At 60.2% G+C, this 25,976-nt stretch carries 21 protein-coding genes; 12 read left to right on the top strand and 9 right to left on the bottom strand.

Annotation, left to right across the window (positions count from 1 at the left end):
• The first annotated feature begins 171 nt into the window (after positions 1-171).
• The 5 genes from omp10 (at position 172) to AC07U5_RS03590 (ending at position 5,868) form a co-directional block, all read left to right on the top strand.
• On the top strand, positions 172-540 hold the full coding sequence (omp10, locus tag AC07U5_RS03610) for an outer membrane lipoprotein Omp10 (RefSeq protein WP_062427898.1): 369 nt from the start codon (positions 172-174) through the stop codon (positions 538-540).
• Between the two features lie 209 nt (positions 541-749).
• Entirely contained in the window at positions 750-2,753 is a 2,004-nt protein-coding gene (locus AC07U5_RS03605; protein WP_494722327.1) for a 5'-nucleotidase C-terminal domain-containing protein, read from the top strand.
• A gap of 500 nt (positions 2,754-3,253) precedes the next feature.
• Complete coding sequence (hemH, locus tag AC07U5_RS03600; protein WP_144621431.1) at positions 3,254-4,303, top strand: ferrochelatase; 1,050 nt, start codon at positions 3,254-3,256, stop codon at positions 4,301-4,303.
• Positions 4,304-4,346: 43 nt separating this feature from the next.
• Positions 4,347-5,402 (top strand): SPFH domain-containing protein, encoded by a 1,056-nt coding sequence (locus AC07U5_RS03595; protein WP_112520995.1) that lies wholly within the window; start codon positions 4,347-4,349, stop codon positions 5,400-5,402.
• A gap of 1 nt (position 5,403) precedes the next feature.
• Positions 5,404-5,868, top strand: coding sequence for an NfeD family protein (locus AC07U5_RS03590; RefSeq protein WP_494722326.1), 465 nt, complete (start codon positions 5,404-5,406; stop codon positions 5,866-5,868).
• Between the two features lie 106 nt (positions 5,869-5,974).
• Here the strand turns inward: AC07U5_RS03590 and AC07U5_RS03585 are convergent, their stop codons facing one another.
• A complete protein-coding gene (locus AC07U5_RS03585) occupies positions 5,975-6,586 on the bottom strand; it encodes a TetR family transcriptional regulator C-terminal domain-containing protein (protein ID WP_494722325.1) in 612 nt (203 codons plus the stop codon).
• Positions 6,587-6,648: 62 nt separating this feature from the next.
• Here AC07U5_RS03585 and AC07U5_RS03580 point away from each other — a divergent pair, with 62 nt between their 5' ends.
• Complete coding sequence (locus AC07U5_RS03580) at positions 6,649-7,617, top strand: DMT family transporter (protein ID WP_494722324.1); 969 nt, start codon at positions 6,649-6,651, stop codon at positions 7,615-7,617.
• Between the two features lies 1 nt (position 7,618).
• On the opposite strand, the gene AC07U5_RS03575 is transcribed toward AC07U5_RS03580, so the two are convergent.
• On the bottom strand, positions 7,619-8,614 hold the full coding sequence (locus AC07U5_RS03575; RefSeq protein WP_130979362.1) for a KpsF/GutQ family sugar-phosphate isomerase: 996 nt from the start codon (positions 8,612-8,614) through the stop codon (positions 7,619-7,621).
• Positions 8,615-8,766: 152 nt separating this feature from the next.
• Here AC07U5_RS03575 and AC07U5_RS03570 point away from each other — a divergent pair, with 152 nt between their 5' ends.
• A complete protein-coding gene (locus tag AC07U5_RS03570) occupies positions 8,767-10,335 on the top strand; it encodes a surface lipoprotein assembly modifier (RefSeq protein ID WP_494722323.1) in 1,569 nt (522 codons plus the stop codon).
• A gap of 442 nt (positions 10,336-10,777) precedes the next feature.
• Here the strand turns inward: AC07U5_RS03570 and galU are convergent, their stop codons facing one another.
• Complete coding sequence (galU, locus tag AC07U5_RS03565; protein ID WP_062427889.1) at positions 10,778-11,668, bottom strand: UTP--glucose-1-phosphate uridylyltransferase GalU; 891 nt, start codon at positions 11,666-11,668, stop codon at positions 10,778-10,780.
• Between the two features lie 200 nt (positions 11,669-11,868).
• Between galU and AC07U5_RS03560 the strand changes: the two genes are divergently transcribed.
• The 3 genes from AC07U5_RS03560 (at position 11,869) to AC07U5_RS03550 (ending at position 14,766) form a co-directional block, all read left to right on the top strand.
• A complete protein-coding gene (locus AC07U5_RS03560; protein WP_062427985.1) occupies positions 11,869-13,092 on the top strand; it encodes a lytic murein transglycosylase in 1,224 nt (407 codons plus the stop codon).
• A gap of 90 nt (positions 13,093-13,182) precedes the next feature.
• Positions 13,183-14,421: a DUF459 domain-containing protein gene (locus tag AC07U5_RS03555; RefSeq protein WP_112953610.1), complete on the top strand. Its 1,239-nt coding sequence runs from the start codon at positions 13,183-13,185 to the stop codon at positions 14,419-14,421.
• A 153-nt stretch (positions 14,422-14,574) separates the two neighbouring features.
• Entirely contained in the window at positions 14,575-14,766 is a 192-nt protein-coding gene (locus AC07U5_RS03550) for a hypothetical protein (RefSeq protein WP_494722322.1), read from the top strand.
• 81 nt (positions 14,767-14,847) lie between these two features.
• Here AC07U5_RS03550 and AC07U5_RS03545 read toward each other — a convergent pair whose 3' ends face one another.
• The gene (locus AC07U5_RS03545) at positions 14,848-15,516 is read right to left on the bottom strand and encodes a DJ-1/PfpI family protein (RefSeq protein ID WP_494722321.1); all 669 of its coding nucleotides are present in this window, start codon (positions 15,514-15,516) and stop codon (positions 14,848-14,850) included.
• Between the two features lie 80 nt (positions 15,517-15,596).
• On the opposite strand from AC07U5_RS03545, the gene AC07U5_RS03540 reads away from it, so the two are divergent.
• Positions 15,597-16,559 carry a GlxA family transcriptional regulator gene (locus tag AC07U5_RS03540; RefSeq protein WP_494722320.1) on the top strand — a complete coding sequence of 321 codons (963 nt, stop codon included), beginning with the start codon at positions 15,597-15,599 and terminating at the stop codon, positions 16,557-16,559.
• 59 nt (positions 16,560-16,618) lie between these two features.
• Here the strand turns inward: AC07U5_RS03540 and AC07U5_RS03535 are convergent, their stop codons facing one another.
• Genes AC07U5_RS03535 through gltB form a run of 4 tightly spaced genes read right to left on the bottom strand, consistent with a single transcriptional unit; the run spans position 16,619 to position 23,581 of the window.
• Positions 16,619-18,076, bottom strand: a complete 1,458-nt coding sequence (locus AC07U5_RS03535) for a glutamate synthase subunit beta (RefSeq protein WP_062427885.1) — start codon at positions 18,074-18,076, stop codon at positions 16,619-16,621.
• A gap of 20 nt (positions 18,077-18,096) precedes the next feature.
• On the bottom strand, positions 18,097-18,495 hold the full coding sequence (locus AC07U5_RS03530; RefSeq protein ID WP_438371938.1) for a type II toxin-antitoxin system VapC family toxin: 399 nt from the start codon (positions 18,493-18,495) through the stop codon (positions 18,097-18,099).
• A complete protein-coding gene (locus AC07U5_RS03525; protein WP_274103102.1) occupies positions 18,492-18,770 on the bottom strand; it encodes an antitoxin in 279 nt (92 codons plus the stop codon). The genes AC07U5_RS03530 and AC07U5_RS03525 overlap by 4 nt, the downstream gene beginning before the upstream one ends.
• A 56-nt stretch (positions 18,771-18,826) precedes the next feature.
• Complete coding sequence (gene gltB / locus AC07U5_RS03520) at positions 18,827-23,581, bottom strand: glutamate synthase large subunit (protein ID WP_494722319.1); 4,755 nt, start codon at positions 23,579-23,581, stop codon at positions 18,827-18,829.
• Positions 23,582-23,955: 374 nt separating this feature from the next.
• Here gltB and AC07U5_RS03515 point away from each other — a divergent pair, with 374 nt between their 5' ends.
• Entirely contained in the window at positions 23,956-25,011 is a 1,056-nt protein-coding gene (locus AC07U5_RS03515; RefSeq protein ID WP_494722318.1) for a threonine aldolase family protein, read from the top strand.
• Between the two features lie 12 nt (positions 25,012-25,023).
• Here the strand turns inward: AC07U5_RS03515 and AC07U5_RS03510 are convergent, their stop codons facing one another.
• A complete protein-coding gene (locus tag AC07U5_RS03510; protein ID WP_062427882.1) occupies positions 25,024-25,884 on the bottom strand; it encodes a LysR substrate-binding domain-containing protein in 861 nt (286 codons plus the stop codon).
• Positions 25,885-25,976: the final 92 nt, after the last annotated feature.

Raw genomic sequence — 25,976 nt, 5'->3', positions numbered from 1 at the left:
CAGGCCAACCCTGAGCGCGTCCCGCTGCGCATTGATGCAGTTTTGCCACGCTTGCGGTTTTGTCGTGCGATGCCGGAACCGGTGTGTATCGCCTGTCGTTCGCTTGCAATAAACCGGAACTCGCGCCATGGTCATTAACCGTTGGCTGAAGAATCGCAGGAGAAAAGAATAATGTATTTCAAGACAAGTGTTGCCTTGCTGTTGGCTGCAGTTGCCGTTTCTTCTTGTGCTCCAGCCTCAAGCCCCATGCGGCCCATGCCGTCGATTTCGCAGCGCCCCGCAGTGGATGGCCGCTGGATCGACCGTAACGGCATCGTCTCCACGTTCCAGAACGGATCCTTCTCCACCCGTTCCTCCGACACCAACACGCTTCTGGCCTCCGGAACCTACGTGGCGATCTCTCCCACCCTCTACGAGATCAACATGACCTCGCTGGTGCGCAACACCCAGTCGCGCGTCAATTGCGCCCTGATTTCCCCCGGTCAGTTGAACTGCACGACGGACACCAACAGCCAGTTCACCCTGAACCGCCAGGGCTGAGCCGAGAGGCCCCACTGAATAAAGAGCGATCTCTTATTCAACGCGCGCGTGTAGCGCGCGTTTTTTATTGTCTCTCCACCACAAGAATTCTACTTGCGGCAGATGCTTCAAGATGGAAACATGCCTTCGAATGGCTGTCACAGTCTTGCATTAGCTGTGAATGTGGACGGTCTGAAACGAAAAGCACGACATCAACAGGAGAGAGACTGATGAACAGGATTTTGAGATTTAGCCTGATGACCGCGTCCGTGGTCGCGCTTTCGGCGGGTGCAGCACTTGCCGATTATCAACTCAACATCCTGCATATCAACGATCTTCATTCCCGCATCGAGCCGATCAACAAATATGATTCCACCTGCTCGGCTGCCGAGACGGAAAAGAAAGAGTGCTTTGGCGGCATCGCCCGCGTGAAGGGCGCCATCGACGCGCGTCGCGCCGAGCTTGGACCGAACGCCAATATTCTCGTTCTCGATGCCGGCGACCAGTTTCAGGGCTCGCTCTTCTATACGCAGTACAAGAGCGGCCCGGTTGCCGAGTTCATGAACGGCATTGGCTTCGACGCCATGGCAATCGGCAACCATGAATTCGATGATGGCCCGGCAGAACTTCTGAAGTTCGTCAACGCCGCGAAGTTCCCGATCATTTCCGGCAACACCAAGATTGCCGACGGCTCGGAGCTGAAGGACAAGTTCAAGGGCTATGTCATCAAGGACATGGGCGGCCAGAAGGTCGGCGTGGTTTCCGTTCTCGCCACCGATACGGGCGAAACCTCCTCTCCGGGCGACAAGGTCTCCTTCGAGGATGAGGTCGCCTATCTCAAGGGCGCGGTGAAGGAACTGCAGGACCAGGGCGTCAACAAGATCGTGCTGCTTTCGCATGTCGGCTATGTGCGCGACCAGGAAATCGCGAGAGAAGTGGATGGCATCGACGTGATCGTCGGCGGCCACAGCCACACGCTGCTCTCCAGCACCGATCCGAAGGCCGCCGGCCCCTACCCGACCATGGTCAAGAACCCATCGGGCGTCGATGTTCCGGTCGTCACCGCTTATGCCTATTCCAAATATCTCGGCGATCTCGCCGTCACCTTCGACGATAACGGCGTGGTAAAATCCGTCAGCGGCGCACCGAAGTTGCTCGACGCAGCCGTTGCCCAGGATGATGCCTACAACAAGCGCGTGGCGGAACTCGCCGCACCGCTGGAAGAGATGAAGAAGAAGGAAATCGGCGTCAGCGAAGCCCCGATCGACGGCTCGCGTGAGGTCTGCCGCGCCAAGGAATGCTCGATGGGCAACCTCGTCGCCGACGCGCTGCTTGACCGCGTGAAGGATCAGGGCATCACCATTGCCATCCAGAACGGTGGCGGTCTTCGCGCCTCCATCGATGCCGGCCCGGTCACCATGGGTGAAGTTCTGACGGTTCTGCCGTTCCAGAACTCCATCGCCACCTTCCAGATCAAGGGCGCCGACCTTGTCGCGGCTCTCGAAAATGGCGCAAGCCAGATCGAGGAAGGTGCGGGTCGCTTCGTCCAGGCCTCCGGCCTGAAATACACCTTCGACCGCTCCAAGCCTGCCGGAAGCCGCATCGTCTCCGTCGAGGTCAAGGAAGGCGATAACTTCGTCAAGCTCGACCCGGAAAAGACCTATGGCGTCGTGACCAACAACTACACCCGCACCGGCGGCGATGGCTTCAAGACCTTCGCCAACAAGGCGATCAACCCCTATGACTTCGGACCGAGCCTGGAAGATGCGGTCGCCGCCTATATCGACGCGCACAGCCCTTACAAGCCCTATACCGATGGCCGTATCGTAGATGCAACGCCTGCCGGTTACGTCGCCCCGCCAAAGCAGCCCGCCGCACCGGCACCGGCAGCACCCGCTCCGGCCACCACGGCTCAGGCTCCTGCCGCAACCGCGCCTGCTCCTGCTGCACCAGCTCCCGCCACGCCAGCACCGGCAGCTCCAGCACCGGCCACACCAGCGCCGTCTACCGCAGCACCTGCAGCTCCGGCGGCTCCGTCCACCACGACGCCATCCGCACCTGCAGCCGCCACCGCGGCAGCAAAATATGTCGTCACCAAGGGCGACTCGCTGTGGAAGATCGCCGAGGAAAAATACGGCAAGGGCATCGACTGGAAGAAGATCGCCGAAGCCAATGAGCTGCGCCGTCCAAACCACATCGAGGTGGGTGAAGAGCTGACCATTCCGGCCAACTGATCTTTGGTTGATTGATGACAAGAGCCGGTTCGCATTGCGGGCCGGCTTTTGGTTTTCCACTCGTCCCCGGGCCGAGGGTGGACATGATCACTCGCAAGCCATTGAAAAGATGGATCCTCGGGTCCAGCCCGAGGATGACGGTCGAGAGGTTTTTGTCGTCCGAGATTCACAATGGACCATCCGCCGATCTTGGGACCTTTAACCGGATTGCCTGTTCCGCCGATCTTGCCGGCGGAATCCAACTCCTCCTCCGCGTCATCCTCGGGCTTGACCCGAGGATCCATCTTTCCACCGGCTTACGAGTGCCCGGAAGGGACAACGCCGATGCCGCGGCCCTCGCAACGGTGCGTCAACCGCTCAATCATCCCGCATCGCGCTGATATGCCACGCGCGCTTTGTCAAAAATCAATTCAGATCACGGGATTGATGGTCTAAAGATTGATCCACGATGCGCGCGCGGACGTAGTCTTCCGCGATTCATGAGAGTTCAGGACAAGTTAATGGCCGCAGATATCACCGCTTTCCCCGCAAGCCACCTTCCCAAGGACCATCCAAAGGTTTCCTTCGGCAAGGTCGGCGTTCTTCTCGTCAATCTCGGCACGCCGGATGGCACGGATTACAAATCCATGCGCCGCTATCTCGCGGAGTTCCTGAGCGACAAACGCGTGATCGAATGGTCGCGCCTCTTCTGGTACCCGATCCTTTACGGCATCGTGCTCAACAAGCGCCCGCAAAAGGTGGGCAAGGCCTATGAGGAAATCTGGAACCACGAGAAGAACGAAAGCTACCTGCGCACCTATACCCGCAACCAGTCCGAGCTGATGGCGAAGGCGCTGACCGACCTGCCGAATGTGGTGGTCGATTGGGGCATGCGTTATGGCCAGCCCTCGATCGCCTCCAAGATCGATGCTCTCAAGGCCGAAGGCTGCGAGAAGATCCTGCTCTTTCCGCTCTACCCGCAATATGCCGCCGCTACCACGGCGACCGTCAACGACAAGGCCTTCGAGCATCTGATGAAGATGCGCTGGCAGCCGGCACTGCGCACCGTGCCGCCCTATCACGATGACGAAACCTATATCGATGCTCTGGCCAGCTCGGTGAAGGCCCATCTGGCGACGCTGGATTGGGAGCCTGAAAAGCTGATTGCGTCCTTTCACGGCATTCCGCAATCCTACTTCAGGAAGGGCGATCCCTATCACTGCCAGTGCATGAAGACCGGTCGCCTGCTGCGCGAAAAGCTGGGGCTGGACAAGGACCGCTTCCTCATCACCTTCCAGTCTCGTTTCGGACCGGAAGAGTGGCTGCAGCCCTATACCGACAAGACGGTGGAGAAACTGGCAAGCGAAGGCGTCAAGCGCATTGCCGTGATGAACCCCGGCTTCGTTTCCGATTGTCTTGAGACTTTGGAAGAAATTGCCGGTGAAGCGGGCGAGAGCTTCCTGCACCATGGCGGCGAGAAGTTCACCCATATTCCTTGCCTCAACGACAGTGCGGATGGTATGCGGGTTCTCGAAAAAGTTGTGCGCAAGGAATTGCAGGGCTGGGTCTGATCCCACCCTCTCTTTCGCCCGGTGATTGAACAGGAGAGCAGGAATGGACTTGAGCGGTTTCGATATTTTTGTCATTGCGGCGGTTGTTCTTGTCATCCTGACGCTGGTTGCCGGTATCAAGACCGTGCCGCAGGGATACCGTTATACGGTGGAGCGCTTTGGCCGCTACACCCGCACGCTGGAGCCCGGCCTCAACATCATCACCCCCTTCATCGAGCGGATCGGCGCACGGATGAATGTGATGGAACAGGTGCTGGATATTCCGACCCAGGAAGTCATCACCAAGGACAATGCCAGCGTGTCGTCCGATGCGGTGGCCTTCTATCAGGTGCTGAACGCCGCCCAGGCCGCCTACCAGATCGCTAATCTGGAATTCGCCATCCAGAACCTAACCATGACGAACATTCGTTCCGTCATGGGCTCGATGGATCTCGACGAGCTTTTGTCCAACCGCGATGCGATCAATGACCGGCTGCTGCGCGTCGTCGATGAGGCCGTGGGCCCCTGGGGTATCAAGGTCACGCGCATCGAAATCAAGGATATCGCGCCGCCGAAGGATCTTGTGACCTCCATGGCGCGCCAGATGAAGGCCGAGCGTGAGAAGCGCGCCCAGGTTCTGGAGGCCGAAGGTTCGCGCAACGCGCAGATCCTGCGCGCCGAAGGTGCCAAGCAATCGGCCATTCTGGAAGCCGAAGGCCAGCGCGAAGCCGCCTTCCGCGATGCCGAGGCACGCGAACGTCTGGCAGAAGCCGAAGCCAATGCGACCCGCATGGTTTCGGAAGCCATTGCCGCCGGCGATATCCACGCCATCAACTACTTCATCGCCCAGAAATACACCGAGGCGCTGGCCGATATCGGCAAGGCGACCAATTCCAAGATCGTGCTGATGCCGATGGAAGCCTCCTCGCTGATCGGCTCGCTTGGCGGCATCGGCGCCATTGCCCGCGAGGTCTTCGGCAGGGACAATGACGGCACGACACCGCCGCCTGCTCCACGCGCCACGACAAGCCGTTCCTCCGTTCCGCCATCCAGTCGCCCCAGCGGACAGACGATCAACGTGACCGTTCCCAACCCTTTCGCCGGCCCGACGGACAAGTGACATGATCCAGAAACTTGTCGCCGGTCTCGGTCCCTGGAGCTGGTGGCTGCTGGCGGCCATCCTGCTGGTGGCGGAACTGGCGGCCCCCGGTGTGTTCCTGATCTGGATCGGCGCGGCTGCGCTGGTGGTCGGCGCGCTGTCTCTGGCGCTGTGGGACATGGGCTTCTGGGGCTGGCAGATCCAGCTCCTGCTCTTTGCAGCACTCTCCGTCGTCTTCGCCATTGCCGGTCGCCGCTACTATGACCGCAAGCATGCGACAACCGACGAACCCTTCCTCAACCAGCGCGAGGCAAGCCTTATCGGCCGCACGGCCACCCTTCAGGAGCCGATCACCGAAGGTCGCGGCCGCATTCGTCTGGATGACACCTGGTGGCCGGTCCAAGGCACCGACCAGCCCGCCGGCACGCGCGTGCGCATCGCCTCGGCCCATGGCCGCACCCTGACGGTGGAAAGGGCTGAGGGCTGACGCCGCTCAAAGGGTTAAGCCACCAGGGCGTTTCCGTGTTGACTGGAAACGCTCTCTGGCAATGACATGAGGCTGATGTCGGCCGGTGTGTCGCATTCGGCTGGCTCTATGCGCTGCGGATCTGCTCATCGCGGTCACGACGCAATTTCGCGATCGCCAATTTTCGAAAACGTGCAAAGGCCTCCAGATCGTCGTTGAGCTTGACGCGGATGATTGCACCTTCATAAGCGTCGATCAGTTCCATGGCAGCCATTTGTGGATCGACACCCACCCTCAACTCTCCAGCCTTCTCCGCCTCCTGAAGGACGCTTGCGATGCTGTTTTCCCAGGAACGGTAAGCATCAGCGAGCTTCGCGCGCAGCATGGTGCTTCGGCCTGAAATGGTCTGTCCCAAGACACCAAGCAGACAACCGCCTGCTGGATGCTCCTCCTGGATCGTACCTTCAAGCACCGCAAGATAGGCATCGAGACGTTCCAGCGGGCTGAGCTTTTGATCAGCAAAGATGTCTTTGCGCCGCGCGTCCCAAATCTCGGCGTAATGCTCGATGATCGCGCCGACGAAATCGTCCTTGCTTTTGAAGAAGTGGTAGAAGGAGCCCTTGGGAACATCCACACTGGCAAGGATCGGCCCGATACCCACCCCCTCATAGCCATGCGCCATCAGGCCTTTCAGCCCTTCGCAAATAAGCTTGTGTCGTGTCGCATTCTCTCGTGCCATTACTAGACGACCGGTCTACTATGTGATTCATATTGAGGCATTAAGGGGTTTGTGGGTGGCCGATGTCAAATGAAACCATCATACTCAGCACCCCTCGCGAAGGGCCTGCCGCGCCGAAATGTCTGCAGGTGCACGAAGAAAACGCCGCGCCGTCAGCGGTGACCATCACCCGCGAGAAAACCGCACTCGGCATCATCCTGGTCTGCGGCTCCTACATGATGTACTCAATGCATTATGCCACGATGGCGTGGATGGGAGACCTGTTTGGCGTATGGCAGCTCATCTTCATCCGCAGCTTCGCGATGGTGCTTGGTGCCCTCGTGATAAAGCCTGCCGCGTGCCGGGAGGTCATCAAGAGCCCCTATAAGTGGGCGACGGCGCTGAGGGCACTGTTTCAAATCGCCTGCACCTTCTGTTTCTTTGCAGCAGCCAAGCTTATGCCGCTTGGACAGGTCACGACTCTTTACGCCACGGCCCCGCTGATCATCGTCGTCCTCTCCATACCGATCCTCGGCGAAAAGGTGGGAAGAGCAAGCTGGGCAGCGGTTGTCATGGGGATGATCGGCACGGTGATCGCCGCCAACCCGGCCGGGTCCCTCAACCTCGCGCCAACGCTCCTTGCCTTTGCTTCCGGCCTGTTCTGGGCTCTTACGGTTGTCTACACCCGCAAGGCCGCGACGAGAGAGAGCACGCAGGCGCAGTTGCTGACGACGGGTCTCGTCTTTTGTCTGGTCAGCGGCCTGCTGATGGACTGGACCATGCCAGCCAGCTGGTTCGAAATCGGCATGTGCGCGATCCTGGGAATAGAGATCGTGCTCGCGCAGATGCTGTTCCTGGAAGGCTATCGTCTCGCGCCGGCGTCTCTCTTGGCGCCGTTGGAATATCAGAGCCTCATCTGGGTCAGCATTCTGGGCTTTCTGATTTTTGGGGATGTGCCCACCCTCCAAACCGTGATGGGGGCGACGCTGATTGTCGCAGCGGGTCTCCTGCTCACCCTTTATGGCAACAGACGCAAGCCTGCGATGGCATAGATCAGGCCACGCCGATCCGAAGCAGATCGTGGAAGTGAACAAGGCCGATCGGCCGCTTGTCGGCATCGATGACGATCAGCGAGCCGATATGGTGCTTCTCGAGCGTGGCGAGTGCCGCCGTTGCCAGAACCTCTTTCGTCACGGTCTTCGGCGTGCGGGTCATGATGTCGTCCACCGTCAGTTCCGCCAGATTGCGCGTCAGATTGCGCGCCATGTCGCCCTCGGTGACGATGCCGCAAAGGCGGCCATCTTCATCCAGCACCGCCACGCAGCCGAAATGCTTCTGCGCCAGAACCCGGATCGCCTCGGCCATCGGGGTACCCTGCGCCACCAGCGGCACGCGCTCGCCGGTGTGCATGATGTCGCCGACAAGCGTCAGGCTGGCACCGAGCTTTCCGCCGGGATGAAAGACGCGAAAATCGCCTGCGGTGAACTTGCGTGCTTCCAGAAGCGCAATCGCCAGCGCATCGCCAAGTGCAAGCTGCATCAAGGTGGATGTGGTCGGCGCCAGCCTGTGCGGGCAGGCTTCTTCCTCATCCGGCATCAGAAGGACGATATCGGAGGCCTTCGCCAATGATCCGCCCTTGGCGCAGGTCAGCGCAATCAGCGGAATGGCAAAGCGGCGGGTGTAATTGATGATGCTGCGAAGCTCGGCACTTTCGCCGCCCTTGGAGATCGCCAGCACCACATCATTGCCGCCGATCATCCCCAGATCGCCATGATTGGCTTCCGCCGCATGCACGAAGAAGGCAGGCGTGCCGGTGGAGGCAAAGGTGGCCGCAAGCTTGGCACCGATATGGCCGCTCTTGCCAACACCGGTGATGATCAGCCGTCCAGTGATGTTGCCGATCACATCGACGGCTTTGGCAAAGGCGTCGCCAAGCTCTCCGGAAAGCGCAGTCTCCAGCGCCGCCAGCCCGTTCCGCTCGATCGAAACGGTTCTCAGCGCAGACTCGATGGCGTTGTTTTCGGTCAGGGCAGCAGATCTCGTGGTCATGGCGGGACTGTTACTATTTTCGCCTTTGCCTGTCTATTGGCGAAATCCGCTCCTACCTCTGACGATGAGCCGAAAGAGGGCGCATAATCAACCAGATATTAACCATGCGACTTTACCTTTGGGTAACCAAGATACCGAACCGGGTGAAACGCATGACCTCTCACAGCACCGCGCTGCGTCAAAAGACGTTGCGCAGAGCAGCCGCCGCTCTGCCGGCCTGCCTGTCGCTGTGCGCGTCTCTCTCCCTCGCCTTGCCCCTGCCTGCGCAAGCGCAGACGCTCGGGCAGAATAGAGGCCAGAACACGGGCCAGAATACCGGACAGAATACGGATCGGAACACGCCGGTGCAGCCTGCCGGCCTACAAAGCGCCGACCCTTATGCCAACGATCCAGCCTCCGGCCAGAACCCGACGCCTGCCGCGACCGTCGTTCCGACGCCGAGACCGACCACCGGCACAACGACCACGAACGGTACGCGCACAAGCGTCGATCCTGGCAGCGCCGTGGCGGAGCCTGTCGATGAAGCGATAGAACCAGCTGATCGGCGGGAGAACACCTATGAGACCACGCTCGACGGCGGCGAAAAGGTTGCGAGCGATGATGGCACCGCGCCCGGCATCCGCATCGGCACGCTGACGCTGCGCCCTTCCATCAGCCAGACGATCAACCACGAGAACAAGACATTCGCCACAGGATCGACCAACCGCAATTATCTGGCGACCGGTATTCGCGGCACCTTGACGAGCGACTGGTCCCGCCATGCGCTGACCGTCACCGGCGAAGGGATCTATGAGCGCAATCTCGGCGGCAGCAGCGCGGGCGAAAGTCCGAGCGCCAATGTGCAGGCCGAACTGCGCCTCGATCTGGCCGACCAGACAACAGCCAGGCTGAAGGCCGGCTACACCTTCAGCCGTGAGGATACCACCGATCCGAACGCCATTACCGGTGCGGCGGTGCAGGGTGGCGAGCATCTCTTCACCACCGGCGCGTCGGTCGAGCACAATGTCGCCCTCGTCAAGACGCTTGCCGCACTCGATTTGTCGCGCACCGTCTATACCGACGCCAAGGGGCTCAACGGCCAGCCGATCAGCCTGTCCGATCGCGATCGCTCAGGCGTGGCCATCCGCGGACGTGTCGGCTATGAAGTGTCGCCCGCCCTCATTCCCTTCCTGGAAGCGACAGGGGCGCTCAGCTCCTACGACCAGAAGACGGACAGAACCGGCTACCAGCGCTCATCCGTCTCCTATGGCGCGAAGGTCGGAACGCAGATCGATCTTGGCGAGAAGTGGCGCGGCGAAGTCGCCGTCGGCCTTCTTCGGCGCGACTATGACGATAGCCGCCTGGCATCCGTCAACGCGCTGACCACCGATGGCACCCTCACCTGGTCGCCGATGCGCGGAACTGACGTCAACTTCGGCCTGAAGACGGACATTGAAGACTTTGCCGGCGGCCCGGAGGGCGGCTGGGTGACGCGTCAGTTGACCATCGGCCTGATCCAGCAATTGCGCTATGACCTCGTGGCACGGCTGACGACCGGACTGGAGCGGCGCAACTTCCAGACCTCCAGCATCAGGGACGAGACGAAATATACGCTTGGCGCCGGTCTGACCTGGAACATCAACCGCTACCTCGATTTCACCACCGACGTCAGCTACGACACCACGCCCGTGACCAACAACCACAATTGGCGCATCGGCGCTGGCCTGACGCTCAAGCGATAGGACGTTGGTGCTGTCAGGGTCATTCTTGAGCTTGACCCAATGCTGTCCGGTTGATGAGCGACAGTTCGCCTGATGACGCTTTCTCATCCACCCTCATTCCTGTGCTTGTCACAGGAATCCAGCCGACGCGCGTCTGCGCGGCGAGAAAGGTCTTTTCAGACCAAAGACTTGGTCTGACTGGATTCCTGTGACAAGCACAGGAATGAGGAGCTTTATCAGCCACATAGCTCGCACGTCGCAAATGAACCCGGCCAGCAGTGGATCAAACTTTCATAGCTTTATGGAAGGTCCGGTCGAGGCCGACCGCCTCGCCCGACAAGTGCGGGCCTATGCCAGAAAAAAAATCCCGGCACGAGGCCGGGATTGACGTTTTTCAGAACCGATGCTCCATCCCGCCACCTGAGACCAAGTCCGACATGGCAGGGCAAGAGCGATCTCGTCATCAGCCCATCTTGGCGATGATGTCCTTCAGCGGACCTTCGATCAGCGGACGGATGTCCTCGCGCTGCAGGGCGAAAGCGAGGTTTGCCAGAATGAAGCCATCCTTGGCGCCGGTGTCGTAGGTCTCGCCGCGGAACGGATAGGCGGTGAAATCCTGCTGCTTCAGAAGCTTCAGCATGCTGTCGGTCAGCTGGATCTCATTGCCGGCACCGCGCTCCTGCGTTTCCAGAAGCGTGAAGATTTCCGGCTGAAGGATATAGCGGCCGTTGATGAAGTAGTTCGATGGCTGCGTGCCCTTGGCAGGCTTTTCCACCATGTCGGTGATGCGGAAACCGTTGCCGATCTCTTCGCCAGGCGCGACGATGCCGTAACGATGGGCAAGTTCCGGTGCACATTCTTCGACCGCCAGAACGTTGCCACCGCTCTGATCGTAGAGCTCGACCATGCCCTTGAGGCAGGACTTGTTGTCGCCGGTCATGATCATGTCGGGCAAAAGAACCGCGAAAGGCTCGTCGCCGACGATGTCACGGGCACACCAGACCGCATGGCCAAGACCGAGCGGAACCTGCTGGCGGGTGAAGCTGGCCGTGCCGGCCTTGGGCAGAATGTTCGTCAGCAGCGTCAGTTCGGCGTTCTTGTTACGCTCGCGCAGCATCTGCTCCAGTTCGAACTGGATATCGAAATAGTCTTCGATCACGCCCTTGCCGCGTCCGGTCACGAATACGAAATGCTCGATACCAGCCTCAGCCGCTTCGTCCACCACATATTGGATGACCGGCTTGTCAACGACGGTGAGCATTTCCTTCGGAACAGCTTTGGTTGCCGGCAGGAAACGAGTGCCAAGGCCAGCCACCGGAAAGACCGCTTTCCGAATTTTCTTTTTTTCTACCACACATCCCTCCTCAGAGATTTCAACGGCATTTAAGTAACGCACACGAACTTGTTATGACAAAAGTGGCAAGTTTTTGCAAAGCGTGACCTTACCTATCGTTAATGGTAAAGAATTTGTTGACTTTAATTTGGTACCCCATCGTGAAGCCCGATGCGTATCTCGCAATCGAACTGACATTCGAGAGAAACGAAAGACTGACGATGAAAAAGATGATCCTTTCCGGCGTCCGTAAATTTGGCTGCGTGGCACTCGCAGGCCTGACCATTGCTTTGACGCCCGTCACTGCAAGTGCAGATGCGGGTTTCAAACAATGGATCAACCAGTTCTATGCCACAGCCGCCAAGGAAGGCATTTCGCGCGCGACCTATCAGAAAGCCTTCGCAGGCGTGACTGAACCTGATCCGGACGCGCTGCGCAAGGCAACCTTCCAGCCCGAATTCACCACTCAGATATGGGATTATCTCGACAGCCGCGTGAACCCTTACACGGTGCGCATCGGCCGCGAGATGAAGATGAAGCACGCCACGACGCTCAACTGGATCGAGCGCAATTTCGGCGTCGACAAGCACGTCATCCTCGCCATCTGGTCGATGGAATCCAATTACGGCGCGGTGCTGGAAAAGCCCGAACGCCTGCATAATATTCCCCAGGCGCTGGCAACGCTCGCCTATTCCGACCCGAAGCGCGCCAAGTTTGCCCGCACCCAGCTGATTGCCGCACTGAAGATCCTGCAGTCCGGTGACGTGACGCCAAAGCAGCTGACCGGCTCCTGGGCGGGCGCCATGGGCCACACCCAGTTCATCCCGACGAGCTATCTGCTCTATGCGGTCGATGCCGACGGTAACGGCAAGCGTGACATCTGGCATTCCGTGCCGGACGCGCTGGCAACCGCTGCAAACCTTCTGGCCAAGAACGGCTGGGAACCCGGCCGCACCTGGGGTTACGAGACGGCGGTGCCTGCGGGTGGTGCGCGCTATGCGGACCAGACGAAGAGCCTGGCCGAATGGCAGAAGCTCGGCTTCTTCCGCCCCAATGGCAAGGGTTTCCCGCGCGGTTCGGACCGCGCGACGCTGAAGCTCGAAGGTGGTTCGAACGGTCCGGGCTTCCTGATGACCAAGAACTTTTTCACCATCAAGCGCTACAACGCGTCGGACAGCTACGCGCTGGCCGTCGGCCTTCTGGCCGACGAGATTGCCGGTTTCGGCGGCATGCAGCAGAAGTGGCCGCGCCCGAATGGCACGCTCGACATCAAGGAGAAGTTCGAGCTTCAGACGCGCATGAAGGAACTGGGCTATTATGATGGCGAAATCGACGGCAATTTCGGCTCCGGCTCCAAAGCGGCAATCAGCGCCATCCAGAAACGCATGGGCCTGCAAAATGACGGCGAGCCATCGCAGACCTTGCTGAGAGCGCTTCGTAACTGATCGGGCAACCGATCGCGTAGCGGATAAAAGTCCTGACGAGCCTCTTATATTAGAATATAATCAATGGGACCGTCTCGGGAACATCACGCCATGACCACAAGAGAAGCAGGACCCTTTGCAAAGATCATGAAGCGCGGCAGCGTCGCGCTTCTTGTCGTGACATTCAGCCTGCCCTCATGGACGGCGCCTGCCATTGCGCAGGAATATCGCGAGCGCCGCACGCTGATGGAAATGCTCTTCGGCGGCCCCAACCAGTATAATGATCGTCTCTATGCGCCCGAGCGCCGCGAGCAGCGCCGGCAGGCAGCGCCGCAGCGGCAAAATTCCAGCCGCTCCGTCACCAGGCCTGCCGCACCGCGCAGCACACCGTCGGTGGTGCAGATGCGCACCGCCAAGCCCGCACCGGTGGAGAAGCTGGAGAATGCCCGACGAGTTCTCGTCGTCGGCGATTTCCTCGCTGGCGCCATGGGCGAGGCGCTGGTCTCCACCTTCGAGACTTCGGCGAGCATTGCCATCGATGTCCGCGCCAATGGCTCATCCGGCCTCGTGCGCTCCGATTACTACGACTGGTTTGCCAACCTCCCGCAATTCATCAAGGATACCAAGCCCGCCACCATCGTCATCATGATGGGGTCCAACGACCGTCAGGCCATGGACATTGGCGGCACTAAGGAGAAATACGGCAGCGAGATCTGGTTCAAGGAATATGAGCGGCGCATCGACGCGCTGATCACCCTTGCCAAGCGCCAGCAAGTGCCGGTGCTCTGGGTCGGCCTGCCCGCCTTCCAGTCGCCGTCGCTGACGGCCGATTTCGTCGGCTTCAACCGGCTTTACCGCAGCCACATCGAAAAGCTCGGCGGCGAGTTCGTCGATGTCTGGGATGGCTTCGTTGATGAGGGCGGCAAATACGTGACCACCGGCTATGACGTGAACGGCCAGCAGGCCCGTCTGCGTGAAGCCGATGGCATCGGCATGACGCAGGCCGGCAAGCAGAAGCTCGCCTTCTACGTGGAGAAATTCGTCCGCCGCCATCTGGACGGTGCCGAGCCCGGTCTCGGCACGCTGGACGGCAGCAACCTGCCCTCCCTCACCTCGCTGCCCGCTATGGGCATCGATGCGCAGCAGGTGCGCACCCAACCGATCAGCCTGACCGACCCTGACCTCGACGGTGGCGACGCGCTGCTGGGTGGCAAGCAGGCGCCTGCGAAATTCTCCGTTGTCGAAACACCACGCGAAAGACTGACGAAGCGCGGGCTGATGGAAGATGCGCCGCTTGGCCGCGTGGATGATTATCGCATGCCGCCAACGGATGAAACCGCCGCGAAATGAACGTTCTCCGGGAAAACCGGTAGTCGGCTACCCGAACGACGATCTTTGTTATCACGAAATATTAAAATCGGAACGATCAATGCTGGCCTCGTGTTAACGCCCGGCAAGGCATGATGCCTTGCTTAAAAAGATGGATATGAGGAGTATACCGTCATGGCAAATCAAGGTGGCACGCACGAACAGCACGTCAAGGCTGGCAAGCAGTCGCACAAGAACAGCGACGACAAGGCAACCCGCAGCGCATCTTCCAAGTCCTCGGCAGACAGCAAGACCAGCGGCAAGCAGGGTGGCTCGTCGGAGCAGCACATGAAGGCCGGCCAGCAGAGCCACAAGAACAAGCATTGATGTCCACACATGTGGAAAACGGCCCTCGCGCAGATGCACGGGGGCCGTTTTTTTGTGGGCATGCGCGGTGAGCCAACGCTATCAATCGATCTGGCCGACCAGCCGCTCCCGTTCCTGACGCGAGCACGCGATCCGACCTTTCGCCTTTTCCAGAATATCGGCAGACGCTTCGCGAGGCGTGCCCGAATGGAAGGGCGGTGCCGGCGCATACTCCAGCGACAGTTGCACGATCTCCGCTTCCTCCCGCCCCATCAACTCGGCCAGAAGCGATAGACCGAAATCGATACCGGAGGTCACACCGCCAGCAGTGATCAGATTGCCGTCCTTCACCACGCGCTCATAAACCGGCGTCGCGCCGAAATGCGGCAGAAAATCCATCGCGTTCCAGTGCGTCGCCGCCCGCTTGCCCTTCAGCAGTCCGGCAGCGCCAAGCACCAGCGAGCCGGTGCACACCGAGGTGATAAAGCGCGCGCCCTTTGCCTGGCGGCGGATAAACTCCAGCACCTCTTCATCGCCAAGCAGCGCATTGACGCCCCCGCCGCCCGGAATGCAGAGCACGTCGAATTGCGGGCTGTCGTCGAAATCGACATCCGGCGTGAAGCTGATCCCGGTCACGGAGCGAACCGGGCTCTTGTCCTTCCACACCAGATGCACCGTACTATCTTGCGCCGACGCGAAGACCTCGTAAGGCCCGGTCAGATCGAGCTGCTGGATATTCGGAAAGACGAGGAAACCGAAGCGATAGGTCATGTGAACTCTCCTGTTGACGAGAGCATGATAGGCGCGCATCGTTTGGCGAGATTGCCATTCATCCCACGCTTCAGGCCAAAATGACCCGCCGCATCGAAATTCTAGCTTTCCCGGACGTCCAGCTTCTGGATGTCGCTGGCCCCTTGCAGGTCTTTGCCTCGGCCAATGATTTTTGTCTGCACGCCGGAAAGCCAGCGCCCTATCAGCCGGTCGCAGTCGGCGCTGACAATCCGATCGTCACTTCCTCCGCATTGCCGATCGGCACTTCTCCCCTTTCCGTCAGCGACCAGCCGATAGACACGCTGATCGTTCCCGGTGGCTGGGGCGTTTACCGTGCCTGCGAGGATCAGGCTTTGATCAGCTGGATCGCGGAGCGCTCCAAGCTGGCGCGACGAACGGCTTCGGTCTGCAGCGGTGCCTTTCTGCTGGCGAGCACCGGGCTGCTGGACGGCAGGCGCGCAGTCACGCACTGGCAGCGCTGCGGCGAGTTCCGGAAACGCTTCCCCAAGGTCCGGCTCGATCCCGACCCGATCTTCATTCAGGACGGCAGCATCTGGACCTCCGCCGGCGTGACGGCCGGCATCGATCTGGCGCTGGCGCTGGTGGAAAACGATCTCGGACGCGATGTTGCGCTTGCCGTCGCGCGCCAACTCGTCGTCTTCCTAAAGCGCCCCGGCGGCCAGTCGCAATTCAGCGCTGCCCTTACGCTTCAGGATGAAGGTGGTCGCTTCGACGGCTTGCATGCCTGGATGATGGAAAACATCACGCAGGATTTGTCACTTGGTGATCTCGCCGACAAGGCAGGGATGAGCCTGCGCAGCTTCTCCCGCCACTACCGCGAGCAGACCGGCGTGACACCGGCCAAAGCGCTGGAGAAAATGCGTCTGGAAACCGCAAGGCGCCTCTTGGAACAGGCACAGCCCGTTTCGCGCGCTGCCCGCCGCGCCGGCTTCGGCAGCGAGGAAACGCTACGCCGCCTGTTCCAGCGCCGCTTCGGGGTTAGCCCGCAGGCCTATCGCGAGCGGTTTATGGCGGTGGAGTGAAACACAAACGCCCGGAACGATGTCCCGGGCGCTTGATAATCTGACAGATGAGCCACTGATCAGCGCGGCAGAACCGAGCTTCCCATCAGCGCTTCGTCGATGGCGCGCGCCGCCTGGCGACCTTCGCGGATGGCCCAGACGACCAGCGACTGGCCACGGCGCACGTCGCCGGCTGCCCAGAGTTTGTCGATCGAGGTCTTGTAGTCGCGATCATTGGCAACGACGTTGGTGGAGCCACGACGGTCGGTGTTGAGCGTCAGCTTGCCGTCCAGTTCCTTCAAAATGCTATCGGTGAAGGGGCCGGAGAAGCCGATGGCGATGAAGGCGAGATCGGCCTTGATGATGAACTCCGTGCCGGCGATCGGCTTGCGGCGCTCATCCACCTGGCAGCACTTCACGCCCGTCAGAACGCCATCCTCGTCACCGACGAATTCGAGCGTTGCCACCTGGAACTCACGCGCGGCACCTTCGGCCTGCGAGGACGAGGTGCGCATCTTGGTTGCCCAGTAGGGCCAGACGGCAAGCTTGTCTTCCTTCTCCGGCGGCATCGGGCGGATGTCGAGCTGGGTCACCTTGACGGCACCCTGGCGGAAGGCGGTTCCGACGCAGTCAGACGCGGTATCGCCACCGCCGACGACGACGACATGCTTGCCGCCAGCAAGGATCGGATCGGCAGGCCAGCCGACGCTGTCGATGTTTTCGCGGCCGACGCGACGGTTCTGCTGCACCAGATAGGGCATGGCATCGTGAACGCCATGGAACTCCGTGCCGCCTATACCGGCCGGACGCGGGGTTTCCGAGCCGCCGCAATAAAGCACGGCATCATGCTCGGCCATCAGCTGTTCTGCGCTCATGTCGACGCCGACATTAACGCCGTAATGGAAGGTGACGCCTTCGCCCTTGATCTGCTCGACGCGACGATCGATGAAGTTCTTCTCCATCTTGAAGTCGGGAATGCCATAGCGCAGCAGGCCACCGGCCTTGGTTTCGCGCTCATAGACATGCACCTCGTGACCGGCACGGCCAAGCTGCTGGGCAGCGGCAAGACCGGACGGACCTGAACCGATGATCGCGACCTTCTTGCCGGTGTGAACGGTAGCGGGCTTGGGTACGATAAAGCCAAGCTCATAGGCCTTGTCGGCAATCGCCTGTTCCACCGTCTTGATCGCAACCGGCGCATCTTCGAGGTTCAGCGTGCAGGCTTCCTCGCAAGGAGCCGGACAGACACGGCCGGTAAATTCCGGGAAGTTGTTGGTGGAATGGAGGTTGCGGATCGCCTCTTCCCAATTGTTGTTGTAGATCAGATCGTTCCAGTCTGGGATCTGGTTGTGCACCGGGCAGCCGGTCGGGCCATGGCAATAGGGAATGCCACAGTCCATGCAGCGCGCCGCCTGCTTCTGCACCTCGGCATCCGACATGGGAATGGTGAATTCCCGGAAATGGCGAATACGATCCGACGCCGGCTGATACTTGCCAACCTGACGATCGATCTCCAGAAAACCTGTAACCTTGCCCATGTCTCAGTCCCTTCCGCGGCCTAACGCAGCCAATTTTCAACTTTCAATCCCGGCACGCGGGAAAATTCTCTCTCATTGTCCGTCACCACCACCGCATCCAGCGCAAGCGCATGGGCGGCGATCAGCATGTCCATTTGCCCGATCGGCTGACCTTGCTGCTGCAAGATGCTGCGTATCTCGGCGTAATGCATATCCGCAGGCGACGCCCACGGGGCTATCTCGAAATCTGCCAGAACCTGCTCGACCAGGACTTCCAACCGCTTCGATCCCCGATTGCGGTATCCAAACCGAAGCTCTGCCGCGACCACGATGCTTGTCCCAAGATCTCCAACCGCCAGCATTTCGGTGCGCTGACCAACCTTGCCGTCGGGTGAGCGAATAAGGTTCGAGATGATATTCGTGTCGTAGAGATACTTCATTCCGGAAAATCGATATCGACGGGTTCCGGTGGGTAGTCCTCGATTTCCGGCATCTGATCCTCTTCCGTAAGCGGCTCAAGCGTCCGCAGAAAAGCCACCAAACCTGCCGGAGATCGAGGTGCTTTCACCGGATGAACCACCAGATCGCCGTTTTCATTCATGCGGATCTCCACCTGGTCAGCCTCGAATTCGAATTCCTTCGGAATACGAATGGCGCGGCTACGTCCATTGTTGAAGACCTGCGCGATTTTAACGACGCTGGAATGGTCATTCATGACTACCTCCATCTTGTGATATGACAAAGCATATCACAAGATTTGTCGAAACCCAACTACTCTGCTGCGACCCCCATTTTCAGCCGTTCCATTTCCTCAAGCGCACGGCGGTACTCGACCGGCATGACCTTGCGGAACTTCGGACGGAACTCGCTCCAGCGGTCAAGGATGTCCTTGGCGCGGGTGGAGTTGGTGTAGTGGAAGTGGTTGGAGATCATCTGGTAGAGGCGCTCCTCGTCGTGGCGTGTCATGTCCTCGGAAACGTCGACGCGTCCCTTGTGCATGAGATCGCCGCCGTGATGGTGCAGCTTTTCCAGCATGTCGTCTTCTTCCGGAACCGGCTCAAGCTCGACCATGGCCATGTTGCAGCGCTTGGCGAAGTCGCCCGTCTCGTCCAGAACATAGGCCACGCCGCCGGACATGCCGGCTGCGAAGTTGCGGCCGGTTTCACCCAGAACCACGACGATGCCGCCCGTCATATATTCGCAGCCATGGTCGCCCACGCCTTCGACAACGGCAATCGCACCCGAGTTGCGCACGGCGAAACGCTCACCGGCCACGCCGCGGAAGTAGCACTCGCCGGTGATCGCGCCGTAAAGCACGGTGTTGCCGACGATGATCGAGTTTTCCGCAACGATACGGGCATTTTCCGGCGGACGCACGATGATGCGACCACCAGACAGACCCTTGCCGACATAGTCGTTGCCGTCACCGACGAGATCGAAGGTGATGCCGCGTGCCAGGAACGCGCCGAAGGATTGACCCGCTGTGCCGCGCAGCGTCACGTGGATCGTATCGTCCTTCAGGCCCTTGTGGCCCCAGCGCTTGGCGAGCGCGCCGGACAGCATCGCACCGGCGGAGCGATCGACGTTCTTGATCGGCACTTCGAAGACCACCGGCTCGCGGTTTTCCAGCGACGGCATGGACTTCTCGATCAGCTTGCGGTCGAGAATGTCGTCGATCGGGTGCTTCTGGCGCTCGGTCCAGTAGGTGGCTTCCTTCGGCGCTTCCACCTTGTGGAAGATGCGGCTGAAATCGAGCCCGCGTGCCTTCCAGTGCGCCAGCATCTCATCCTTTTCCAGAAGCTCCGAAGCGCCGATGATCTCGTCCAGCCTGGAAACACCAAGCGAAGCGAGGATTTCGCGCACTTCTTCGGCAACGAAGAAGAAGTAGTTGATGACGTGTTCGGGCGTGCCCTTGAAGCGCTTGCGCAGAACCGGGTCCTGCGTCGCAACGCCCACGGGGCAGGTGTTTAGATGGCACTTGCGCATCATGATGCAGCCCGCCGCAATCAGCGGCGCGGTGGCGAAGCCGAACTCGTCGGCACCCAGAAGCGCACCGATGATGACGTCGCGACCGGTCTTCAGACCGCCATCCACCTGCAGCGCGATGCGCGAACGGAGACCGTTCAGCACCAGCGTCTGCTGAGTTTCGGCAAGGCCGATTTCCCATGGGCTACCGGCATGCTTCAGCGAAGTGAGCGGCGATGCTCCCGTGCCGCCATCAAAGCCCGACACGGTGATATGGTCGGCGCGCGCCTTGGCGACACCGGCAGCAACCGTCCCCACACCCACTTCGGAGACGAGCTTGACGGAAACGTCTGCCTCCGGGTTGACGTTCTTCAGGTCGTAGATCAGCTGTGCCAGATCTTCGATCGAGTAGATGTCATGGTGCGGCGGCGGCGAAATCAGGCCGACACCTGGCGTCGAGTGGCGGGTCTTGGCAACCGTTGCATCCACCTTGTGGCCGGGCAGCTGACCGCCTTCGCCGGGCTTGGCACCCTGCGCGACCTTGATCTGCAGCATGTCGGCATTGACGAGATATTCCGTCGTCACACCGAAGCGGCCGGAGGCGATCTGCTTGATGGCGGAGCGTTCCGGGTTCGGCTGGCCGTTGAGAAGCGGCATGTAGCGATCGGACTCTTCGCCGCCTTCGCCCGTGTTGGACTTGCCGCCGATGCGGTTCATCGCAATCGCGAGCGTGGTATGCGCCTCACGGCTGATCGAGCCGAAGGACATGGCACCGGTGGAGAAGCGCTTGACGATATCGACTGCCGGCTCGACCTCATCGACGGAGATCGGCTTGCGACCAGACTGCTCGGCGCTCTTGAGCTTGAACAGGCCACGAATGGTGTTCATGCGCAGGTTGCTGTCATTCACCATCTCGGCGAATTCGCGGTAGCGCTCCTGGCTGTTGCCGCGCACGGCATGCTGCAGGGTGGCGACCGAATCCGGGCTCCAGGCGTGGCTTTCGCCGCGCATGCGGTAAGCATATTCGCCGCCGATATCGAGCGTGTTGGCAAGGATCGGGTCCTTGCCGAAGGCCGCCATGTGGCGTGTCACGGTTTCTTCGGCAATTTCCTTCAGACCCACACCTTCGATGGTGGTGGCGGTGCCGAAGAAATACTGCTCGACGAAGTCCGACGACAGGCCGATGGCGTCGAAGATCTGCGCGCCGCAATAGGACTGGTAGGTGGAAATGCCCATCTTGGACATGACCTTGAGGATGCCCTTACCCACCGCCTTGATGTAGCGATAGACCACTTCATCGTCGGAGACTTCCTTCGGGAAGGCGCCATGCTTGTGCATGTCGAGCAGCGTGTCGAAGGCGAGATAGGGGTTGATTGCTTCCGCACCATAGCCGGCCAGCAGGCAGAAGTGATGGATTTCACGCGGCTCGCCGGTCTCGACAACGAGACCGACCGATGTGCGCAGACCCTTGCGGATCAGATGATGGTGAACGGCAGCCGTTGCCAGCAGCGCCGGGATGGCGATGCGGTCCGGACCAACCTGACGGTCGGACAGAACGATGATGTTGTAACCGCCGCGAACGGCCGATTCCGCCCGCTCGCACAGACGATCGAGCATTTCCGGCATGCCTTCGGCGCCACGCTCCACATCATAGGTGAAGTCGAGCGTCTTGGTGTCAAAACGGTCTTCCGTGTGGCCGATGGAGCGGATCTTTTCCAGATCGCCATTGGTCAGGATCGGCTGACGCACTTCCAGACGCTTGGCGCGGGCTGCACCTTGATGGTCCAGAAGGTTCGGGCGCGGGCCGATGAAGGAGACAAGGCTCATCACCAGCTCTTCGCGGATCGGATCGATCGGCGGGTTGGTGACCTGCGCGAAGTTCTGCTTGAAATAGGTATAAAGCAGCTTGGACTTTTCCGACATGGCCGAGATCGGCGTGTCGGTGCCCATGGAGCCGACAGCCTCCTGGCCGGTCGTCGCCATCGGAGACATCAAAAGCTTTGTGTCTTCGCTGGTATAGCCGAAGGCCTGCTGACGATCGAGCAGCGAAACGTCGCGGCGCAGCGCGCGCGGCTCAACAGGCTTCAGGTCTTCCAGGATCAGCTGGGTGCGATCGAGCCAGGTGCGGTACGGATGCTTGGCGGCAAGCTCGTGCTTGACGTCCTCATCCGAAATGATCTCGCCCTTTTCCATGTCGATCAGCAGCATCTTGCCAGGCTGCAGACGCCACTTCTTGACGATGCGCTCTTCCGGCACCGGCAGCGTGCCGGCTTCAGACGCCATGATGATGCGGTCGTCATCGGTGACGAGGTAGCGGGCTGGACGCAGACCGTTACGGTCGAGCGTGGCACCGATCTGCTTGCCATCGGTGAAGGCAACGGCAGCCGGGCCATCCCATGGCTCCATCAGGGCCGCATGATATTCGTAGAATGCCTTCCGCTCGGCCGACATGGACTGGTTGCCAGCCCATGCTTCCGGGATCAGCATCATCACCGCATGGGCCATGGAGTAGCCGCCGCGCACCAGGAATTCCAGCGCGTTGTCGAAGCAGGCCGTATCCGACTGGCCCTCATAGGAGATCGGCCAGAGCTTGGAAATATCGTCGCCGAAGAGTTCGGACGAGACCGACGCCTGGCGCGCCGCCATCCAGTTGACGTTGCCGCGCAGCGTGTTGATTTCGCCGTTATGGGCAACCATGCGGTAGGGGTGGGCGAGCTTCCAGGACGGGAAGGTGTTGGTGGAGAAGCGCTGGTGAACGAGCGCCACCGCACTTTCGAAGCGCGGATCTGCCAAGTCCTTGTAATAGGCACCGACCTGGTAGGCCAGGAACATGCCCTTGTAGACGATGGTCGAGGAGGACAGCGACACCGGATAGAAATCCTGCGCTTCCTTGCCGCCGCCGGCATCATAGATGCGGTTGGACAGAACCTTGCGGATCAGGAACAGACGGCGTTCGAATTCGGCATTGGTCGCAGCTTCGCGACCCGCGCCGATGAAGACCTGCACGTGATGCGGTTCGGTCGCGGCAATGTCCGCCGCCTTGGAGAGCGAGGCATTGTCCACCGGCACGTCGCGGAAGCCGAGAAACTGCTGGCCCTCTTCGCCAATCACATCGACGATGACCTTCTTATAATGCTCGATGCGTTCCGGATCGCGCGGGAAGAAGATGTGACCGACGGCATATTCGCCGGCCTTGGGCAGCGTCACACCCTGCTTTGCCATTTCCTCACGGAAGAAGCGGTCGGGGATCTGCACGAGGATGCCAGCGCCGTCGCCCATCAACGGGTCGGCACCGACGGCACCGCGATGCGTGAGGTTTTCAAGGATGAAAAGACCGTCCTTGACGATCTGGTGCGACTTCTGGCCCTTCATATGCGCGACAAAGCCGACGCCGCAGGCATCGTGCTCGTTGCGTGGATCGTAAAGACCCTGCCTGGCCGGAAGACCGCCAATCGTGGCGCGAGGCGCGATCGCCTTCGGCGCGTCGCTCGGACAGTCATTCGTCTGAAGTGCCAGGGTCTGAAGTCCTTGGGCGTTTTCGCCTTCCAGCCGTATGGTCATTTTCATCCCTCCTGCAAACTCGTTGCATGGTGTCACGCAGAGAGGCGGAGGCCGATCCGGCTTCAATCCTGAAAGCCAAATCCGTCTCCGCATTTCAATTTAGGACAGCAATGCTGTCTTAATTCTGTCTGAACAATGACAGAAACACCCACCTTCCGCAAGGGGATGCCGTTAATTTATAGAGAACCATTGTGACGTGAAATTTCAACAGAACAAAGGAACGCGTAATTTTCTTCTCCGCCGGCGTCGAAATAATTGCTTTCATTACCGGATTTGCCTTGGCTTAAATATGCTCGTAAAACCACGGGCCTAGTCTTGCCAACCATCTCAACCGCGCGACATCCCTGCCCGCAACATGCTTGAAAGTGCTGACGATGATTTTTGCCTCTGATAACTGGGCTGGCGCCCACCCGGCCATCAACGAGCGGCTGATGAAGGAATCCACCCGCTTTGCCGCCGCTTACGGCACCAGCGAACTGGACCAGGCGATTGAGAAGAAGTTCAATGAAATCTTCGAGCGCGAGGTCGCCGTCTTCTTCGTCGGCACGGGTACCGCGGCAAACTCCCTGGCACTCGCAAGCGTCGCCCGCCCCGGCGGCATCGCCTTTTGCCATTCCGAGGCCCATGTGATCGAGGACGAGTGCGGCGCACCGATCTACTTCTCCAACGCCTCGCGGCTGATGCCGGTGGCAGGGCCAAACGGCAAGATGCTGCCAAAGAACCTGAAAGCCGCCATCGATCGCTTTCCGCCGGGCTCCATTCACCAGGGCCAGCCGATGCTGGTAACGATGACCCAGGCGACCGAGCAGGGCACGATCTACGATCTCGATGAGATTTCGGCGATTTCGGAAATCGCCAAGAGCGCTGGCGTTCCCTTGCATATGGATGGCGCGCGTTTTGCCAATGCGCTGACCGCGCTCGATACTACGCCAGCCGAAATGACCTGGAAACGCGGCGTCGATATTCTCTCCTTCGGCGCGACGAAGAACGGCTGCTGGTGCGCGGAAGCCATCGTCTACATGGATCCAAAAATGGCAGAAGACCTGCCCTTCATCCGCAAGCGCTCCGCCCAGCTCTTCTCCAAGACCCGCTTCATGGCAGCCCAGTTCGACGCCTATTTCCAGAACGACCTGTGGCTGGAGCTTGCCGCCCACGCCAACGGCATGGCAAACCGCCTGCGCGACGGCCTCTCGGCCTCCAACAGCGCCCGCCTCGCCTGGCCCACACAGTCCAACGAGCTCTTCGTTGTCTTGGACAAGCAGGCCGCGAAGGCTGCCCGCGATGCCGGCGCCAGCTTCTACGACTGGCCAGTCCCGCACGACATGCAGCAGCCGGTCGGCGAGAACGAACAGCTGATCCGCCTCGTCACCAGCTTTGCGACGGAAGAGAGCGACGTGGATTCGTTTCTGCGCATTTGCGGTCAGGCGTGAGAAGCTGCACGCTCACGCATAACTGCCCGGCACCATGCCTTTCGCTGTGACCAGCGACGACAGCGCCCGCACCAGTTCTGCATCCGCGCCCTTGCGCGGCTGCAGAACGAACTCCACGTCTTCCAGCGAAGGCAGACTGCCTTGCGGCAACTCGCGCAAGCCGGACGGCGCCATGCTGCGAGGCTGGACAAGAACGCCCATGCCGGCGCGGGCAGCAGCCGTCAGCCCGCTGAGGCTTCCGCAGGTGCAGACGATCCGCCAGGCAACGCCAGCCCGATCGAGCGCTTCTTGTGCGGCTTTGCGCGTGATGCTGGGCGGTGGAAAGGCGATGAGCGGCAGCGCTTCCTTGCGGGCAAGGATCGCATCCGGGTCCTTGGCAAGCCAAATCAGCGGTTCGCGATAGAGGAAATGGCCGAGCTGATCGCCAAGCCGGCGCTTCGCCAGCACGACATCGAGTTCGCCATTGTCCTGCATCTGATAAAGCACGCCGGAGAGCGATACCGTCAACTCAAGATCGACCAGCGGATAAAGTCTCGTGAACTCTTCCAGAATGACGGTGAGACGGCTTGCGACGAAATCCTCAGAGACGCCGAGACGCAGGCGACCGCGCAGCCTGCTCTCGCCGAAGAGAGCCGCAACCTTGTTGTTGAGATCGAGCATATTGCGGGCATAGCCAAGAAGCGCCTCGCCCTCCGGCGTCAAGCGCACCCGATGCGTATCGCGGGCGATCAGCTTTTGGCCGAGCGACGCTTCCAGCCGCTGGATGTGCTGGCTGACGGTCGATTGACCGATCCCCAACCGTTCTGCGGTTTGGGTGAAACTCATCGTCTGCTCCAGGGTAACGAAGCTTGCAAGATGTTGGAGGTTCAGCATGGATATCTCGAAACATGATAACTGTTAGTTTTTGCATCTGGTTTCATGATGAGCGATAGTACCGCCGATTTCAATCCGCAAACCGGCTTGGA

It is taken from the genome of Agrobacterium sp. GW821-FHT02D03 (assembly GCF_059421725.1).
Note: the sequence above shows the minus strand (reverse complement) of the source record. Positions and strands in the feature narration are given on the sequence as shown.

Coding starts and splice junctions, on each gene's coding strand:
- omp10 (WP_062427898.1), top strand. CDS start 172: ATGTATTTCAAGACAAGTGTTGCCTTGCTGTTGGCTGCAGTTGCCGTT.
- AC07U5_RS03605 (WP_494722327.1), top strand. CDS start 750: ATGAACAGGATTTTGAGATTTAGCCTGATGACCGCGTCCGTGGTCGCG.
- hemH (WP_144621431.1), top strand. CDS start 3,254: ATGGCCGCAGATATCACCGCTTTCCCCGCAAGCCACCTTCCCAAGGAC.
- AC07U5_RS03595 (WP_112520995.1), top strand. CDS start 4,347: ATGGACTTGAGCGGTTTCGATATTTTTGTCATTGCGGCGGTTGTTCTT.
- AC07U5_RS03590 (WP_494722326.1), top strand. CDS start 5,404: ATGATCCAGAAACTTGTCGCCGGTCTCGGTCCCTGGAGCTGGTGGCTG.
- AC07U5_RS03585 (WP_494722325.1), bottom strand. CDS start 6,586: ATGGCACGAGAGAATGCGACACGACACAAGCTTATTTGCGAAGGGCTG.
- AC07U5_RS03580 (WP_494722324.1), top strand. CDS start 6,649: ATGTCAAATGAAACCATCATACTCAGCACCCCTCGCGAAGGGCCTGCC.
- AC07U5_RS03575 (WP_130979362.1), bottom strand. CDS start 8,614: ATGACCACGAGATCTGCTGCCCTGACCGAAAACAACGCCATCGAGTCT.
- AC07U5_RS03570 (WP_494722323.1), top strand. CDS start 8,767: ATGACCTCTCACAGCACCGCGCTGCGTCAAAAGACGTTGCGCAGAGCA.
- AC07U5_RS03560 (WP_062427985.1), top strand. CDS start 11,869: ATGAAAAAGATGATCCTTTCCGGCGTCCGTAAATTTGGCTGCGTGGCA.
- AC07U5_RS03555 (WP_112953610.1), top strand. CDS start 13,183: ATGACCACAAGAGAAGCAGGACCCTTTGCAAAGATCATGAAGCGCGGC.
- AC07U5_RS03550 (WP_494722322.1), top strand. CDS start 14,575: ATGGCAAATCAAGGTGGCACGCACGAACAGCACGTCAAGGCTGGCAAG.
- AC07U5_RS03545 (WP_494722321.1), bottom strand. CDS start 15,516: ATGACCTATCGCTTCGGTTTCCTCGTCTTTCCGAATATCCAGCAGCTC.
- AC07U5_RS03540 (WP_494722320.1), top strand. CDS start 15,597: ATGACCCGCCGCATCGAAATTCTAGCTTTCCCGGACGTCCAGCTTCTG.
- AC07U5_RS03535 (WP_062427885.1), bottom strand. CDS start 18,076: ATGGGCAAGGTTACAGGTTTTCTGGAGATCGATCGTCAGGTTGGCAAG.
- AC07U5_RS03530 (WP_438371938.1), bottom strand. CDS start 18,495: ATGAAGTATCTCTACGACACGAATATCATCTCGAACCTTATTCGCTCA.
- AC07U5_RS03525 (WP_274103102.1), bottom strand. CDS start 18,770: ATGAATGACCATTCCAGCGTCGTTAAAATCGCGCAGGTCTTCAACAAT.
- gltB (WP_494722319.1), bottom strand. CDS start 23,581: ATGACCATACGGCTGGAAGGCGAAAACGCCCAAGGACTTCAGACCCTG.
- AC07U5_RS03515 (WP_494722318.1), top strand. CDS start 23,956: ATGATTTTTGCCTCTGATAACTGGGCTGGCGCCCACCCGGCCATCAAC.
- AC07U5_RS03510 (WP_062427882.1), bottom strand. CDS start 25,884: ATGCTGAACCTCCAACATCTTGCAAGCTTCGTTACCCTGGAGCAGACG.